The sequence below is a fragment of the Streptomyces sp. NPDC001717 genome (assembly GCF_042892775.1).
Classification (GTDB): domain Bacteria; phylum Actinomycetota; class Actinomycetes; order Streptomycetales; family Streptomycetaceae; genus Streptomyces.
On record NZ_JBIAUK010000016.1, the window covers coordinates 88,704 to 104,661 of the forward strand.

The window sequence follows — 15,958 nt, forward strand, 5'->3', positions numbered from 1 at the left end:
AGCCCTGGGTGGGTAGACGGATTCGTCGGAGCTTTGTGGAGGTGCGCCATGAACGACGCCGCGCCGCGGCTGGCTGCTTTGGCCGAGACCCTGCTGGGAGCCCCGCTGCCCGTGCGCATCCGTGCGTGGGACGGCAGCGAGGCGGGCCCGCCCACCGGTCCCGTGCTCGTCTTCCGCCACCGCCGTGCCGTGCGCCGGATGCTGTGGAAGCCGGGTGAACTCGGCCTGGCCCGCGCCTGGGTCGCGGGCGACCTGACGGTCGACGGCGACCTGTTCGAGCTGCTGGACCGGGTCGCCGGCCTCGTCTGGGAGAAGGGGCTCGACCTGCCGCCCACCGCCCTCCCCGCGCCCGCCGCAAGGGCCGGGAAACGGGCCGGGCGGATCGGGCCGCGCGCGGCCCTGGGCGCCGTCGCCGACCGTGCGAGGGAGGCCCGTCCGGCCGCCCTGCCCGAGGCCGCCCGGCTGCTGCGGGACCCCGAACGGCGGGCAGCCGTACGCGGTCTGATCGCGCTCGCCGGACCACTGCCGCCGCCCGCGCCCCCGGCCGAGGAGGCGAGCGCCCGGCGCGGCGGGCAACAGCACAGCAAGGGCCGCGACCGACAGGCCGTCAGCCACCACTACGACGTCGGCAACGACTTCTACGAGCGCGTGCTCGGCCCCTCGATGGTGTACTCCTGCGCCTACTGGACGCCCGGCGGGACCCTGGAGAGTGCCCAGCGCGACAAGCTCGACCTCGTCTGCCGCAAGCTCGCGCTGCGGCCCGGCGTCCGGCTCCTCGACGTCGGCTGCGGCTGGGGCTCCATGGCGGTGCACGCGGCCCGCGAGTACGGCGTCCGGGTCACCGGGGTCACCCTCTCCCGCGAGCAGGCCGCGTACGCCCTCAAGCGCGTCGCCGACGAGGGGCTCACCGACCTGGTGGAGATCCGGATCCAGGACTATCGGGACGTCAAGGACGGGCCGTACGACGCCGTTTCCTCCATCGGCATGGCCGAACACGTGGGCGCCGAGCGCTACCACGAGTACGCCCGCACCCTGCACGCCCTGCTGCGCCCGGGCGGGCGGCTGCTGAACCACCAGATCGCCCGGCCCCCGGAGCCCGACGAAGACGCCTACCGGATCGACGCGTTCATCGACGCCTACGTCTTCCCCGACGGGGAGCTGTCCCCGCTCGGCAGCACCGTCGGCGAGCTGGAGCGGGCCGGCTTCGAGGTCCGCGACGTGGAGGCGCTGCGCGAGCACTACGGGCTCACCCTGCGGGCCTGGGTGGCGCGCCTGGAGACGCACTGGGAGGAGTGCGCACGGCTGACCTCGCCCGGCCGGGCCCGGGTCTGGCAGCTCTACATGGCGGCTTGCGCCCTCGGCTTCGAGCGGGGGCGGCTCGGGGTCAACCAGGTCCTCGCGGTGCGCCCCTCGGCGACGGGGGACTCGGGCCTGCCGCTGCGGCTGCGGACCTGGACCGAGTAGGGAGAGACCTCACGTCGAAGGGCCCCGGGGCGGCTGCCCCGGGGCCCTTCGACACGCCGTGCCCCGTGCTACTCCGTCTTGATGGCGGTCAGCATGTTCAGGCGGGCCGCGCTGCGGGCGGGCCACATGGCGGCCAGGACGCCGACCACGGCGGCCAGCAGCAGGAAGACACCGATCCGGTCCCACGGGAGGACGAGCGCGTAGTTCGGCACCGCCTTGGCGAGGGTGGAGCCGACGGCCCAGGCGAGGAAGACGCCGATGGCGACACCGAGCACCGCGCCGAAGAGCGAGATGACCACGGCCTCCAGGCGGATCATGTTCTTGACCCGGCCGCGGTCGAGGCCGATCGCCCGCAGCATGCCGATCTCCCGGGTCCGTTCGAAGACGGACATCGCGAGGGTGTTCACGACGCCGAGCACCGAGATGATCAGGGCCATGCCGAGCAGGCCGTACATGATGTTGAGCATCGTGTTGATGATGCCGCCCATCTCGTTGCGCATGTCCTGCTGGGTGGAGACCTTCATCGCCGGGTTCTTGCCGAGGGCGTCGACGACGGCCTGCTGGTTCGCCTTGGAGGCGCCGCCGGCGGTCTGGACGTAGACCTCGCGGATGTACTGGTCGTCGCTGTGCGCGGCGAGGATCTTGTTGTCGAGCACGTACGGGGACAGCAGGCTTTCGAGGTCCTTGAAGACGCCGCCGACCTTGAGCGTGGCCTTCTGGCCGTCGTCGTACCGGACCTGGAGCGTCGAGCCGACCTTGAGGTCCTTGTCCTTGGCGGTCTTCTCGGCGACGAGGACCTCGCCCCTGCCGAGGGAGTCCACCGAGCCGCTGACCGTCTCGATGTTCAGCAGCTTGCCGATGCCGGCCGGATTGACGCCGGAGGCCGAGCGGAAGCTGTCGCCGATCTTCAGGAAGCCGGCGGCCTGCTCGGAGACCGCCTTGACCGCGGGGTCCTTGGCGAGGGTCTCGGCGACCGACTTGTCCAGGGGCATGCCGTCGGCGGCCATGGAGACCTTGTAGTCGGCCTTGATGTTGTCCGTGCTCATCCGGTCGACGGCCTTGCCCATGGTGATGCCGAGCACCGACAGGGTGGTGACCAGCGTCAGGCCGATCGCCAGCGACGCGGCGGTGACGGCGGTGCGGCGCGGGTTGCGCACGGCGTTCTGGGCGGCCAGCTTGCCGGGCACGCCGAAGACCTTCTGCAGGCCGGGGCGGATCGCGGCGATGACCGGCTGGGACAGCAGCGGCAGGATCACGATCACGCCGATGAGCAGGAAGAACGCGCCGGCGCCGATGACCATGCGGCCGTCGCCGGCCATCGAGACGCCGAGCATGACCACGCCGATGCCGGCGAGGCTGATGACCGAACCGAGGACGTTGCGGACGATCAGGGACTTCGCGGTGGCCGGCAGGTGGGCGCTGCCCATCGCGGCGACCGGGGCGATCCGGCCGGTGCGCCAGGCGGGCAGCAGCGCGGCGAGGGTGGTGACGAGGACGCCGATGACCAGGGCCGCGATGACGGTGGTCGGGGCGATCACGAGGTCGCCGGCCGGGAGCTTCGCGCCGAAGGCCTCGATCACGGAGCGGATGCCGACCGCCAGGCCCACACCGCCGGCCAGGCCGACGGCGGCGGAGACGAGACCGACGAGGAGGGCTTCGACGAGCACCGAGCGCATGACCTGGCCGCGGTTGGCGCCGACGGCGCGCAGCAGGGCCAGTTCCCTGGTGCGCTGGGTGACCAGCATGGTGAAGGTGTTGTAGATCAGGAAGATGCCGACGAAGAGCGCGATGCCCGCGAAGGCGAGGAGCATCTGGTTCATGTTCGTCATCCCCCGCTCCACGTCCTTGGCCTGTTCCCGGGCGAGTTCGGCACCGGTCTGCGCCTTGGTGTGCTTGGCGTCGAGCAGCGGCTTGATCTCGGCGAGCAGCCCGTCGGCGGAGGTGCCGGCCTTGGCGGCGACGGAGAGCTCCTCGTAGAAGCCGGGCTTGAGGTACAACTCCTGGGCGACGGCGGTGTCGAAGAGGACCAGGCTGCCGCCCGCGCTGACCGCGCCGTCCTCGGTGGTGAAGACCCCGGAGAGGGTGTACTCCTTCACCGGGCCGTTGGTGGCGACGCGGACCTTGTCGCCGACCTTGTACTTGCCGGTGTCGGCGGTCGCCCTGTCGAGGGCGACCTGGTCGGCCCTGACCGGGCCGGCGCCCTCGACGAAGGCGTAGCGCGGGTCCTTGCCGTCCTTGACGGGCGCGTAGTTGGCGCCCTTGTTGGACCAGCCGGAGCCGATCAGCTCGCCCTTCTCGTCACCGACGCCGGCGAAGCCGGAGACGCGGCCGGAGACGGAGTCCACGCCGCGCAGCGCCTTGACCTTGTCGAGGGTCTGCGCGCTGATGCCCGGATCGCCCTCCTTCTGGCCCTCGTCGTTGCGGCCCTGGCCGTAGGAGGTCACGGAGACCGCGACGCCGTCGTAGCTCTTGGCGGACTGGCTGGAGAGGGACTTGCCGAGGGTGTCTGTGAAGATCAGGGTGCCGGAGACGAAGGCGACGCCGAGGGTGACGGCCAGCACCGTCATCAACAGTCGGGCCTTGTGCGCGAGGACGTTGCGCAGGGCGGTACGGAACATGGTGGAGGAATCCAGAGAAGTCGGCGGGACCGGGCAGGGGAGTCGGGGGGAGCCTCAGCTCGTACGGCCCTTGGAGTCGAAGGCCTTCATGCGGTCCAGCACGCCGTCCGCGGTGGGGGCGTACATCTCGTCGACGATGCGGCCGTCGGCGAGGAAGATGACGCGGTCCGCGTAGGAGGCGGCGACCGGGTCGTGGGTGACCATGACGACGGTCTGGCCGAGCTCGCGCACCGAGTTGCGCAGGAAGCCGAGGACTTCCGCGCCGGAGCGGGAGTCGAGGTTTCCGGTGGGCTCGTCGCCGAAGATGATCTCGGGGCGGGAGGCCAGGGCGCGGGCCACGGCCACGCGCTGCTGCTGGCCGCCGGAGAGCTGGGTGGGGCGGTGGGAGAGGCGTCCGGAGAGGCCGACCATCTCGATGACCGTGTCCAGCCACTGCTTGTCGGCCTTGCGACCGGCGATGTCCATGGGGAGCGTGATGTTCTCCAGGGCCGTCAGGGTCGGCAGCAGGTTGAAGGCCTGGAAGATGAAGCCGATCTTGTCCCGGCGCAGCTGCGTGAGCTGCTTGTCCTTGAGGGAGCCCAGCTCGGTCTCGCCGATGCGCACGGACCCGGAGGAGAAGGTGTCCAGGCCGGCGACGCAGTGCATCAGCGTCGACTTGCCGGAGCCCGAGGGGCCCATGATCGCGGTGAACTGGCCCTGTGCGAAGTCCACGGAGACGTTGTCGAGGGCGACCACCTGGGTCTCGCCCTGGCCGTACACCTTGGAGAGGCCGGTGGCGCGGGCGGCCACGGCCTGGATGGTGCGCGGGGCGTGGTTCATGGTGGTCACGGGAGGGCTCCTCGGTCTGCGGTGCGGGGACTTTTCCATCGTCTCCGCGCCGGCCGCGCTCCGGATCAGCCCCGGTGCCGGTTCGCAGGCCCACTGGAGTCTGACCGGGAAGACGTCGGCATACGCCTCTGGTATGACGGCGACCCTGATCCACCTGCGCGGACCCGGGGCGGCGCGGGGAGGCGCGGGGGTGGCGTGCAGGGTGGCGCGGGGCATCGAAATCCCGTCATTCCCGTATCGGCGGTGATCGTCCCGGAGAGGGGGCCCACCGTGCGTTCTGCGCCCTGACGCACCCTCAATCGCCAATAAAATCAGACAACATCGGAAAGACGGCCAGGTGGAGGCAGGGGTGTTCCGGATAGGCTCGGGGCAGCGCTGAAGGCTTTATCGGGGGCCGCCACGCCCTGCCCGGATGGTGGAATGCAGACACGGCGAGCTTAAACCTCGCTGACCTTCGGGTCGTGCCGGTTCAAGTCCGGCTCCGGGCACTCCTCAGCTCCCCCGAGGCCCGGTCGATTTATCCCCTGCGCTTCTCCCTGTCTTCTCCTAAGATCCTCCTCCAGCAGTAGGGTGATTTTTTTGCGAGCGCATTACTCTTGATGCGAGGCCGCGCTCGGTGGCCACTGAGGAGTGAGATGAGGAGCAGTAACCCGGTCTTCTCGCGACGGGGGTTCAGCCGCGACAACGGTGGCTACGCGGGCTTTGACGCGCAGTACCAGCAGGCCGGGACCAACCCGTACGCGACGAACCCGTACGCGACCGACCCGATGACGGGTATGCCGCAGGCGCCGGCGCGCACGAACGCGATGACCATGGACGACGTCGTGAGCCGCACGGCCATGACGCTCGGCACGCTCATCGTCACGGCGACGCTGTCCTGGGTCCTCCTGCCGGTCGACCCGGCGAACCTCGGCAAGTCGTACGGCATCGCCATCGGCGCGGCCCTCGTCGCGTTCGTGCTGGCCATGGTCCAGTCGTTCAAGCGCAAGCCGGTTCCGGCGCTGATCCTGGGCTACGCGGCCCTGGAGGGTGTCTTCCTCGGCGTCATCAGCGCGGCCACCAGCACCTACTTCGGTGCCGGCGTGGTCATCCAGGCCGTCATGGGCACGATGTGCGTCTTCGCCGCCGTGCTCCTCGCCTACAAGATGGGCTGGATCCGCGTCAACCGGCGCTTCACCGGCTTCGTGATGGCGGCGGCGCTCGGCTTCGTCCTGCTCATGGTCGCCAACTCGCTGTTCGCCCTCTTCGGCGGTGGCGACGGCCTAGGCTTCCGCAGCGGCGGCCTCGGCATCGTCTTCGGCATCATCGGCGTCATCCTCGGTGCCGCCTTCCTCGCCATGGACTTCAAGCAGGTCGAGGACGGCGTGACCTACGGCGCCCCGCGCGAGGAGGCCTGGCTGGCGGCCTTCGGCCTCACGCTGACCCTGGTGTGGATCTACCTGGAGCTGCTGCGCCTCTTCCAGATCCTCTCGGGCGACGACTAGTCGTACCGGCAGCCGTCCGGTTCGCCCACCGCATGGGGAAGGCCCCGCGAGCACACGCTCGCGGGGCCTTCCCGCGTCTCGGCGTCCTGGGGTCCTGGTGTCAGCCGAACCGGCGTGCGGCTCTGCGCAGGTCGTACTCGTGGATGATCGCCTTGGCCTGGCCGTACGACAGTTCGTGCGCGCCGCGCAGCCAGCTGACCTTCTCCTCGAACCGGACGAGGGAGGGGCCTTCGTCCACGGTGCGGAGCCAGTCGGACACTTCACGACCGGTGGTCAGGGGGATTCTGTCGATCATGTTGCGGTGGGTCTGCTCGGAGAACTCTACGGACATGGGCGCCTCCGGAAGGTTGCCGTGCTGTTCTCTTCACGTCACCGTGCCGGAGAGTTCGCCCGTTGGCAATGGTGCGCGGACGGCGCGTAAGGTCGGCCGGGTGCTCGATACTTCACCTCTGACCGCCGCCGTGGACCGTTTCGCGGACCGGCTGCGGGCCGCGCCGCAGAGCCGCCTGCGGCAAGGAGCCGCCGAGGCGGCACTGGAGCTCGCGCGCGAGCTCTCGGCGACGGCGCAGACCCTGGAGGGCGCCGCGGGCGCCGAGGTGCGGGAGATCCCGGACGCGGGGCTCTTCGTCGTCGGCGACCAGGTCGCGGTGGCCGGCGCCGATCTGGCGGAGGCGCTGCGCGGCGTAACGGCCCCGGACGGCGCGAAGGCCCCGTCCGAGGTGCTGGACGAGGCCGTGCGGTGGGTGGAGCGGGCCGAGGCTAGAGCGATGCGATGACGCGGTCCGCGAGGATGTAGACGTTGTTGTCCGGGTCCTCGGAGTCTCCGCAGGAGAAGGTCAGCGCGTAGGCGCCGGAGATTCCCGAGCCGCCGAGGAGGACCGGAGCGGTGCCCGAGCGCAGGGCCTCTGCGAGGCGCTCCGCGGTCTCCCGGTGCCCCGGGGTCATGCAGAGCGTGGTGCCGTCCGTGAAGACGTACACGTCGAGGGTGCCCAGCGGGCCGGGGCGGACGTCCGCGAGGGCCGTACGGGCCTCCGCGAGCTCCTCCAGGCGGCTGACCGTGCGCTCGTGGTCGGCGCCGGGGTGCGAGGGCTGCACCGGAACGAAATCGGGGTGCGAGGGGTGGCGCCGGCGGGCGGCGGCCAGCTCGGCCGAGTCCTCCGGGTACGGGTTCTCGTCGAGGACCTCGTCGCCGAGGACCGGCTCCAGACCCACCAGGTCGGCCTGGCGGGGCAGGAAGACGTGCGGGCCGTCGTCGCCGAGTCCGGGCAGGCCGCCCAGCAGGGACGGCGCGTCCGCGGCGTCACGGGCCTCCTGCGCGGCCCAGAAGGCACGCGCCTCGGCCAGCTCGCGCTCGCGCTCCTCGGCGAGGGCTTCGGCCACGGCGGCTCGTATCTCGGCGGCGGGGGACTCCACGGCGCTGCGGGCGTGCGGGACGGTCGCACCGCGGGGGTGCGGCACCGCCAGCTCACTGCGCAGGGCCGTGACCTGCTTGCGCAGGCCGTGGACGGCGTGCAGCGCAGCAGCGCCGACGGCCGTGGCAGCGGCCGCGGTCAGCAGCAGGGCAAGAGACATGGCGCTCACTGACTAACTCCCGGTGTGATTCGATCCCCCGACTTCCTACATCAGAGTGTCCCGACCTGGGAATGGCGTGCAGTGCATTACGTCATGAAATGGACAGGCCTTTCGTCCCGATGCACCCATCCGTATGGCACCTGACCTGCATATATGCCGAGCCCCCAGGAGATAGGTCACATCCTGGGGGAGATTCGGTCACAGGTCGGCCGCGACGGGGTTAGACCCGGCGTCAGTACGCCGCGAGGGATCAGGCCCGATCCCTTGCGGCGTCTGGGGCCGCTCTTGATCCCCTCAGCTGCGGTTACGGCTCAGCTGAGCCGCTCGATGACCATCGCCATGCCCTGGCCGCCACCGACGCACATGGTCTCCAGACCGAACTGCTTGTCGTGGAACTGCAGGCTGTTGATCAGCGTGCCGGTGATCCGGGCGCCGGTCATCCCGAACGGGTGACCGACGGCGATGGCCCCGCCGTTGACGTTCAGCTTGTCGAGGGGGATCTCCAGGTCGCGGTAGGACGGGATGACCTGGGCCGCGAACGCCTCGTTGATCTCGAACAGGTCGATGTCGCCGACCGTCAGGCCCGCGCGCTTCAGCGCCTGCTTCGAGGCCTCGACCGGGCCGAGACCCATGATCTCGGGGGACAGGGCGGTCACGCCGGTGGAGACGATCCGGGCCAGCGGGGTCAGACCCAGCTCGCGGGCCTTGGTGTCGCTCATGATGACGAGGGCGGCGGCGCCGTCGTTCAGCGGGCAGCAGTTGGCGGCGGTGACCAGGCCGTCGGGGCGGAAGACGGGCTTGAGGCCCTGCACGCCCTCCAGGGTGACCCCGGCGCGCGGGCCGTCGTCGGCGGTGACCACGGTGCCGTCGGGGGTGGTGACCGGGGTGATCTCCCGCTCCCAGAAGCCGTTCTTGATCGCGGCCTCGGCGAGGTTCTGCGAGCGCACGCCGAACTCGTCCATGTCCTGACGGGTCACGCCCTTGAGGCGGGCCAGGTTCTCGGCGGTCTGCCCCATCGCGATGTACGCGTCCGGGATCAGGCCGTCCTCGCGCGGGTCGTGCCAGTCGGTGCCCTCCTGGGCGGCACGGGCGGCGGTGCGGGCCTCGGCGTCCGCGAAGAGCGGGTTGTGGGTGTCCGGCAGGCCGTCGGAGGAGCCCTTGGCGAACCGGGAGACGGTCTCGACGCCGGCGGAGATGAAGACGTCGCCCTCGCCCGCCTTGATGGCGTGCAGGGCCATGCGCGAGGTCTGGAGGGAGGAGGAGCAGTAACGCGTGATCGTGGTGCCGGGCAGGAAGTCCATGCCCATCTGCACGGCGACGATACGGGCGAGGTTGTGGCCCTGCTCACCGCCGGGGAGGCCGCACCCCAGCATCAGGTCGTCGATCTGGCGCGGGTCCAGCTCGGGGACCTTGGCGAGGGCGGCCTGGATGATCGTGGCGGTCAGGTCGTCCGGGCGGACGTCCTTGAGGGACCCCTTGCCGGCGCGCCCGATGGGGGAGCGGGCGGTGGAAACGATGACTGCTTCGGGCATCGGGACTCCAAGGGGGTGCGTGCGTCGTTGCGGGACCGCATGCGAAGTTACCGCCCCGTACGGTCGAGGTCACCGCTGGGGCGGTGTGATGCCGGTCGCTCCCGCGGGGGTGGCGGTGTCCGGTGCACCTGCGGCGCCGCTGCCGGGGCTCTGCCCCGGACCCCGCGCCTCAAACGCGGCGGGGCTGGACGTGGCTGCTGCCGTCCGCCGGGCGCGGCCGGAGCGCCCGCAGGGCGATTCCAGCCCGTCCGGCGATCGAGGGCCGGGGCTACGGCAGGTCGGCCGGGGCCGGGGTGGCGGCCGGGTCCTCGGCGGTGAGCCGGCGCCGTCGGCGGTGCTTGAGCAGCACCCAGGGGCCACGCGCGGCCGTGACCTCCGTACCCGCCAGACCGGCCGCGGCCGACGCCGCCTTCGCCACCGGCAGCATGTCCTCGTTGCGGGACACGTCCAGCCGGTCGGACTCCGGCCACAGCGCCAGTGCCGCGCACAGCGTGGGCAGGACGGCCATCGCCGCGGTCGCGTACCCCTCCGCCGACGGGTGGTAGGAGTCCGGGCCGAACATCTCCCGGGGGTTCGCCGCGAACTCCGGCCCGAGGAGGTCGCCCATCGAGACCGTACGGGCGCCCAGCGCGACCACTCCTATGGTCTGCGCGGCAGCGAGCTGCCGTGAGACCCGCCGGGCCAGCCACCGCAGCGGCTGGTACACCGGCTCGATCGTGCCCAGGTCGGGGCAGGTGCCGACCACGACCTCGGCGCCCGCCATGCGCAGCCGCCGCACCGCGGAGGTGAGGTGGCGGACCGACTGCGTGGGCGGCATGCGCCGCGTCACGTCGTTCGCCCCGATCATGATCACGCACACGTCCGGCGCGGGCCGGTCCCCGTCCAGCAGCAGCCCGACCTGGCGGTCCAGGTCGTCGGACATGGCCCCCGACAGGGCCACGTTGCGCAGCTCCACCGGCCGCTCGGCCACCGCCGCCAGCCCGGACGCCATCAGCGCCGCCGGGGTCTGCCGGGCACGCCGTACGCCGAGGCCCGCGGCCGTGGAATCGCCCAGCATCGCCAGCCGCAGCGGGCCCGGACCCGACTCCGGCCCGTTGAACTCGCTCCCGTACAGTCCGTCCGCGCGCGGCGGATCGCCCAGCCCGCTCCCCACGGCCCGCCTGGCGAACTGCATCTCCGCGAGTACGAGCCCCACCGCGGCGACCCCGACCAGCCCGAGCCCGCCACCGCCGTACGCCGCGCCCGCCGCGATGCGGCGGGCCGTTCTCGCCCTGGACACCCTTCAGGCCACCTCGCTTCGCTGACTGGGGCTTCGATGACCTTCCTGCCCCGTACGGACGGTCGTCCAATCCCTTTCCGCATACTCTGGCCGAACCTCCCGGAGAACCCGTGGAGTCCCGTACTTGGAGAACATGGTGCAATTCCACGACTCGATGATCAGCCTCGTCGGCAACACCCCGCTGGTGAAGCTCAACCGTGTGACCGAAGGCCTCCAGGCCACCGTCCTTGCGAAGGTCGAGTACTTCAATCCCGGCGGCTCCGTGAAGGACCGGATCGCCCTGCGCATGATCGAGGCCGCCGAGCAGAGCGGAGCCCTCAAGCCCGGTGGCACCATCGTGGAGCCCACCAGCGGCAACACGGGTGTAGGACTCGCCATCGTGGCCCAGCAGAAGGGCTACAAGTGCATCTTCGTCTGCCCTGACAAGGTCTCGATGGACAAGATCAACGTCATGCGCGCGTACGGCGCCGAGGTCGTGGTCTGCCCGACCGCCGTCGACCCCGAGCACCCGGACTCGTACTACAACGTGTCCGACCGCCTCGCGCGAGAGCCCGGCGCCTGGAAGCCGGACCAGTACAGCAACCCGAACAACCCCCGTTCGCACTACGAGACCACCGGCCCCGAGCTCTGGGAGCAGACCGAGGGGAAGATCACCCACTTCGTCGCCGGCGTCGGCACGGGCGGCACGATCTCGGGCACCGGCAACTACCTCAAGGAGGTCAGCGGCGGGAAGGTCAAGGTCATCGGCGCCGACCCCGAGGGCTCGGTGTACTCGGGCGGCTCCGGGCGCCCGTACCTCGTCGAGGGCGTCGGCGAGGACTTCTGGCCGACCGCCTACGACCCGAACGTCACCGACGAGATCATCGCGGTGTCCGACAAGGACTCCTTCCAGATGACCCGCCGCCTCGCCAAGGAGGAGGGCCTGCTCGTCGGCGGCTCCTGCGGCATGGCGGTCGTGGCCGCGCTGCGCGCGGCGGAGGGCCTCGGCCCGGACGACGTGGTCGTCGTGCTCCTCCCGGACAGCGGCCGCGGCTACCTGAGCAAGATCTTCTCGGACGAGTGGATGGCCGGGCACGGCTTCCTGGAGGAGGCCGGGCCGGCGGCGCGCATCGGCGACGTCCTCGCGGACAAGGAGGGCGCCATGCCGTCCCTGGTCCACATGCACCCCGAGGAGACGGTGGGCGAGGCGATCGAGGTCCTGCGCGAGTACGGCGTCTCGCAGATGCCCGTCGTCAAGCCGGGCGCGGGCCACCCCGACGTGATGGCCGCCGAGGTCATCGGCTCGGTCGTGGAGAAGGAACTGCTGGCGGCCCTGTTCGCGCAGAGCGCCTCGCTGGGCGACCCGCTGGAGAAGCACATGAGCGCGCCGCTGCCGCAGGTCGGCTCCGGCGAGCCCGTCTCCGACCTGATGGAGGCCCTGGGCGAGGCGGACGCCGCGATCGTCCTGGTCGAGGGCAAGCCGACGGGCGTGGTGAGCCGGCAGGACCTCTTGGCGTTCCTGGCCAAGACGGCGAAGTAGCCTGCGGCTCGCTCGACGGGGTGCGGGCGCGGTCCCCACGACCCGCACCCCCGGGCACGCGCACCGACCCCCGGGCCTCGGCCCGCACTCCCTGGGCAAGCGCACCGGCCCCCGTGCTCTGCGCCCCCGGGCCTCGGCCCGCACCCCCTGGGCGCGCGTACAGACCCCGGCCTTTGCGCCCCCCGGGCCCACCCCTACGGCGCTCCGCGCCCGCGCCTCAAACGCCGGCGGGGCTGGATTCGGCCGCTGCCGTCCGCCAGGCGCGGCTGGTTCCGGCAATCTCAGCCTCGCCGGCGTTTGAGGCGCGGGGTCTGGGGTGGAGCCCCAGGACGGGTCCGGGGCGGAGCCCCGGGGAACGGTGGAAGGGCGGGTAGGGGACCAGCCCCGCGCAGCGGCACCCCGCCCCCGCCCGCACGGGGGGTGCCGTCGGGGTCCGGCGCGCGCCGGGGCACCTCCTCGGGCGTCGAACGGGCAGGGGCAGCGGACATGTATGACGTGGTGCGTTCGACGCCCTGCGGGGGCGCCCCGCCGCACACCCGACCCCGCCGGCGCGGGAGTGCCAAGTGGGGGCCGCCCCGCCGAGCACCGGCGTTCGACGTCCCCGCGGGGGCTCGCCGCGCACCCGACCCCGCCGGCACGGCGGTACGGGCGCGGGGCCGGCCCGCTGGGCACGCGCGTTCGGCGGGGGCGCGGGGAAGTCGTGGAAACGGTACGGGCCCGACACGTGGCGGCAGCACCGGCTTAACACGGCTCCGGCACAGTGGTTGTCGTCGGCAGGGAGGCCCCGGGAGACCGGGCCCGGCCGGCGCCACCGAACGGCGCGAACGCACCTCCGGAGCGGCTCCCGGACCGCGTGGACGCCATGGACGCGGACGGCCCTGACCCGGCCCGTGTCCTTCGCGGGGACCGCCGTCGTCCCGCCCCCGGGCAACCGGGGTGCGGCGGTCCCCGCCTACTCCGTCCGGCGGCGCAGGCTCTTGGACGCGTGGATGAAGTTGACTCCCACGATGCCGCCCCAGGCCACCAGCAGCCCCGGTAGATGCGCCTGCGCAGCGGCGATCGCCGACAGCGGGACCGCCAGCACCAGCGTGACGATGGCGAAGCCGAAGCGTTCGCCGAAGTTCCCGTCCCCGAGGGCGGCGGTCGGGCCGCCACCGCCGCGCGCCGACAGGAGCCGTTCCTCCGCCAGCCGGCGCCGGACCTGGGTGTCGACCTTCTCGACGAACGAGTCCACCAGCGCCGCCTCGTACTCCGGCCCCAGCTCCCGCCGGGCGTCCAGGGTGGCGTCGAGTTCCTTCTTCAGCTCTTGGCCGTGTGCGTCCATGCCCACACGCTAGGAACCGGCCCGGGCGCCCGCACTGGGGCTGGCCCCCGTATCCGGATTCCGGGCACGGCTTGCCCGCGTGCATAACCGCATGCAGAGTGCTCCGTGACTGAATATCTCACCGGGACGGAGGGGGCGGCATGAGTGACAGCCCGGCAGCGCGGCTGCAGAAGCTGTTCGAGGGGCACCGGCTGACGCCGACCCAGCGGAGGATCGCGCACTGCATGGTGCGCGGGGCCGCGGAGGTGCCGTTCCTGTCGAGCGTGGAACTCGCCGAACTGGCCGGGGTGAGCCAGCCGTCCGTGACCCGGTTCGCGGTGGCGCTCGGCTTCGACGGGTATCCGGCGCTGCGCCGCCACCTGCGCGAGGTGGCGCCCCCCGTGGAGCGGGCGGCCCCGGAGCACGACGACGCGTACAACGAGTACCAGCAGGCCGTTCAGGGGGAGATCGAGAACCTGCGCCGGCTGTCGGCGATGCTCGCCGACCCCTCTCCGGTCCAGGAGGCGGGCCGGTTGCTCGCCGCGTCGACGCCGCTGCCCGTGCTGGGGCTGAGGGCGGCGTCCTCGCAGGCGCGCGGGTTCGCGTACTTCGCCGCCAAGGTGCATCCGGACGTACGGCTCCTCGACGAGGGCGGGTCGATGATGGACGACCGCATCGACGCGGCCGTGGCCGCCGGGGCGAGCACGCTGCTCTGCTTCGCGCTGCCGAGGCATCCCCGGGAGGTCGTGGACACGCTGGAGCGCTCCCGGCGGGCGGGCCTGACGGTGGTGACCGTCGCCGACTCGGCCTTCGCCCCGGTGGCCGGCCACTCGGACCTGCTGATCCCGGCCCCGGTCGGCACCGGGCTGGCCTTCGACACGGCGTGCGCGCCGATGCTGTTGGGGCGGGTGCTGCTGGAGGCGATGGCGGACGCGTTGCCGGATGCGCAGGCGCGACTGGAGGCCTTCGACGCACGGGCGGCGGCGCGCGGGCTGTTCGTCGACTAGTGCTCTGGCCGGAAAGGTTTGCCGACTCGCGGCGTCCGGTGCGGTGCATCGCGAGGCGGAGGGCCACGGCTCGTACTGGACGTACTTGCGTGGCCCGACAACGCGGCGAGGTGCCGTGCCGGGCGTCGTGAGGCGGTGAACCTTTCCGGTCAGAGCACTAGGGGGTGTCGGGGCGGGCCGGCCCTGACGGCCGGCGGTAGTTCAGCTCGGCGAGCTCGGTGGCCAGGCGCCGGCGCAGTGCGGGGATGCGGGAGGCGAGGGGCAGCACGGTGTTGCGTGCGGCGCGCAGGGCCGGGTTGCGGGTGGTCGCGACGCGGGTCATCCGGTCGGTGAGGGCCACCACGCGCTGGGCGACGGGCCGGCGGTGGGCCTCGTAGCCGTCGAGGGTGCCGTCGGCGAAGGCGCGGCCGAGGGCGTACGCGTCCTGGATGCCGGTGTTCATGCCCTGGCCGCCGGCCGGGCTGTGCACGTGGGCGGCGTCCCCGGCGAGCAGCAGCCGGCCGGCCCGGTAGCGGTCGGCGACGCGGTGGTGGATCCGGAACCGGGAGGACCACGCGAGCTCGCGGACGGTGGCCTGGCCGGGTGCGCGCTCGTCGAGCAGTCGCCGTACGAAGGCGAGGTCCGGCTCGGCGGGGGCTTCGGCGATGCTCGCGACCACCCGGTAGTGCCCTCCGGGCAGCGGGGCGATCACGGTGAGCCCGGCTGCCCCGAGGGTGAGGGAGACCTCGGCGGGGCCCGGAGCCCAGTCCATGACGACGTCGGCCAGCACGAAGGACTCCTCGTACGCGCTGCCGGTGAAGCCGATCCCGGCGGCCTCGCGGACCGCGCTGTGCATCCCGTCGGCGCCGACGGCGTGGCCGGCGCGCAGGGTCTCGCCGGTGGCGGTGGTGAGGGTGACGCCTTCGGCGTCCTGGGCGATCGCGGTGACCTCGTAGGGACGGTGGACGTCGCCGCCGAGGGAGCGCAGGCGGGCGAGGAGCACGGCCTCGGTCTGGTCCTGGGGGACCATCAGCGCGTACGGGTGGGCGGTCGGCAGGCCGTCGAACCCGACCTCCGCCAGCGGGCGGGCGCCGTCGCGGATCCGGAAGGTGCTGACGGGGATGCCGCGGCCGGTCAGCTCGGCGGAGAGGGCGCGGGAGGGGTCGAGCTCGTCGAGGACCTCCAGGGTGCGGGCGTGCACGACGGCGGCGCGGGAGGTGTTGGCGCCCTCTGCCTGCCGGTCGAGGAGCACGAAGCCGATGCCTGCCTCGGCCAGGGTCACGGCGAGGGCGAGTCCGGTGGGGCCGGCGCCGACGATGGCGACGTCGGTGGTGGCGGGGAGCGGGAGCGGGGTGGTTCCGGTCATCGCGGGC

The 15,958-nt window shown here is 72.3% G+C and carries 13 protein-coding genes and 1 tRNA gene; 6 read left to right on the forward strand and 8 right to left on the reverse strand.

Annotated elements, in window-relative coordinates; all coding sequences use genetic code 11:
• Positions 1–48: 48 nt before the first annotated feature.
• Positions 49–1,464 carry a class I SAM-dependent methyltransferase gene (locus ACFYZL_RS24485; protein WP_388681636.1) on the forward strand — a complete coding sequence of 472 codons (1,416 nt, stop codon included), beginning with the start codon at positions 49–51 and terminating at the stop codon, positions 1,462–1,464.
• 68 nt (positions 1,465–1,532) lie between these two features.
• Here ACFYZL_RS24485 and ACFYZL_RS24490 read toward each other — a convergent pair whose 3' ends face one another.
• A complete protein-coding gene (locus ACFYZL_RS24490; RefSeq protein WP_388681639.1) occupies positions 1,533–4,082 on the reverse strand; it encodes an ABC transporter permease in 2,550 nt (849 codons plus the stop codon).
• 54 nt (positions 4,083–4,136) lie between these two features.
• Positions 4,137–4,910: an ABC transporter ATP-binding protein gene (locus tag ACFYZL_RS24495; protein ID WP_384585495.1), complete on the reverse strand. Its 774-nt coding sequence runs from the start codon at positions 4,908–4,910 to the stop codon at positions 4,137–4,139.
• 406 nt (positions 4,911–5,316) lie between these two features.
• Here ACFYZL_RS24495 and ACFYZL_RS24500 point away from each other — a divergent pair.
• Together ACFYZL_RS24500 and ACFYZL_RS24505 are read left to right on the forward strand one after the other, a co-directional pair.
• Positions 5,317–5,398 (forward strand) — tRNA-Leu (locus ACFYZL_RS24500).
• Positions 5,399–5,545: 147 nt separating this feature from the next.
• Positions 5,546–6,394, forward strand: coding sequence for a Bax inhibitor-1/YccA family protein (locus ACFYZL_RS24505; RefSeq protein WP_384746427.1), 849 nt, complete (start codon positions 5,546–5,548; stop codon positions 6,392–6,394).
• Positions 6,395–6,494: 100 nt separating this feature from the next.
• Here the strand turns inward: ACFYZL_RS24505 and ACFYZL_RS24510 are convergent, their stop codons facing one another.
• The gene (locus ACFYZL_RS24510) at positions 6,495–6,725 is read right to left on the reverse strand and encodes a DUF4287 domain-containing protein (RefSeq protein ID WP_030036969.1); all 231 of its coding nucleotides are present in this window, start codon (positions 6,723–6,725) and stop codon (positions 6,495–6,497) included.
• Between the two features lie 100 nt (positions 6,726–6,825).
• On the opposite strand from ACFYZL_RS24510, the gene ACFYZL_RS24515 reads away from it, so the two are divergent.
• Complete coding sequence (locus tag ACFYZL_RS24515; protein WP_384746428.1) at positions 6,826–7,170, forward strand: hypothetical protein; 345 nt, start codon at positions 6,826–6,828, stop codon at positions 7,168–7,170.
• On the opposite strand, the gene ACFYZL_RS24520 is transcribed toward ACFYZL_RS24515, so the two are convergent.
• The 3 genes from ACFYZL_RS24520 to ACFYZL_RS24530 all read right to left on the reverse strand — a co-directional run bounded on the left by ACFYZL_RS24520 (position 7,154) and on the right by ACFYZL_RS24530 (position 10,777).
• Positions 7,154–7,966, reverse strand: coding sequence for a hypothetical protein (locus tag ACFYZL_RS24520; protein ID WP_384746429.1), 813 nt, complete (start codon positions 7,964–7,966; stop codon positions 7,154–7,156). The genes ACFYZL_RS24515 and ACFYZL_RS24520 overlap by 17 nt on opposite strands.
• A gap of 311 nt (positions 7,967–8,277) precedes the next feature.
• Entirely contained in the window at positions 8,278–9,498 is a 1,221-nt protein-coding gene (locus ACFYZL_RS24525) for an acetyl-CoA C-acetyltransferase (protein WP_384746430.1), read from the reverse strand.
• Between the two features lie 268 nt (positions 9,499–9,766).
• Complete coding sequence (locus ACFYZL_RS24530) at positions 9,767–10,777, reverse strand: SGNH/GDSL hydrolase family protein (protein WP_384746431.1); 1,011 nt, start codon at positions 10,775–10,777, stop codon at positions 9,767–9,769.
• A gap of 136 nt (positions 10,778–10,913) precedes the next feature.
• Here ACFYZL_RS24530 and ACFYZL_RS24535 point away from each other — a divergent pair, with 136 nt between their 5' ends.
• Entirely contained in the window at positions 10,914–12,296 is a 1,383-nt protein-coding gene (locus ACFYZL_RS24535) for a cystathionine beta-synthase (RefSeq protein ID WP_384746433.1), read from the forward strand.
• 952 nt (positions 12,297–13,248) lie between these two features.
• Here ACFYZL_RS24535 and ACFYZL_RS24540 read toward each other — a convergent pair.
• Positions 13,249–13,620: a hypothetical protein gene (locus tag ACFYZL_RS24540; RefSeq protein WP_384759328.1), complete on the reverse strand. Its 372-nt coding sequence runs from the start codon at positions 13,618–13,620 to the stop codon at positions 13,249–13,251.
• Positions 13,621–13,760: 140 nt separating this feature from the next.
• On the opposite strand from ACFYZL_RS24540, the gene ACFYZL_RS24545 reads away from it, so the two are divergent.
• On the forward strand, positions 13,761–14,606 hold the full coding sequence (locus tag ACFYZL_RS24545; RefSeq protein WP_384759325.1) for a MurR/RpiR family transcriptional regulator: 846 nt from the start codon (positions 13,761–13,763) through the stop codon (positions 14,604–14,606).
• 157 nt (positions 14,607–14,763) lie between these two features.
• Here ACFYZL_RS24545 and ACFYZL_RS24550 read toward each other — a convergent pair whose 3' ends face one another.
• Positions 14,764–15,951, reverse strand: coding sequence for an FAD-dependent oxidoreductase (locus ACFYZL_RS24550; RefSeq protein WP_384759295.1), 1,188 nt, complete (start codon positions 15,949–15,951; stop codon positions 14,764–14,766).
• Between the last annotated feature and the right edge of the window lie 7 nt (positions 15,952–15,958).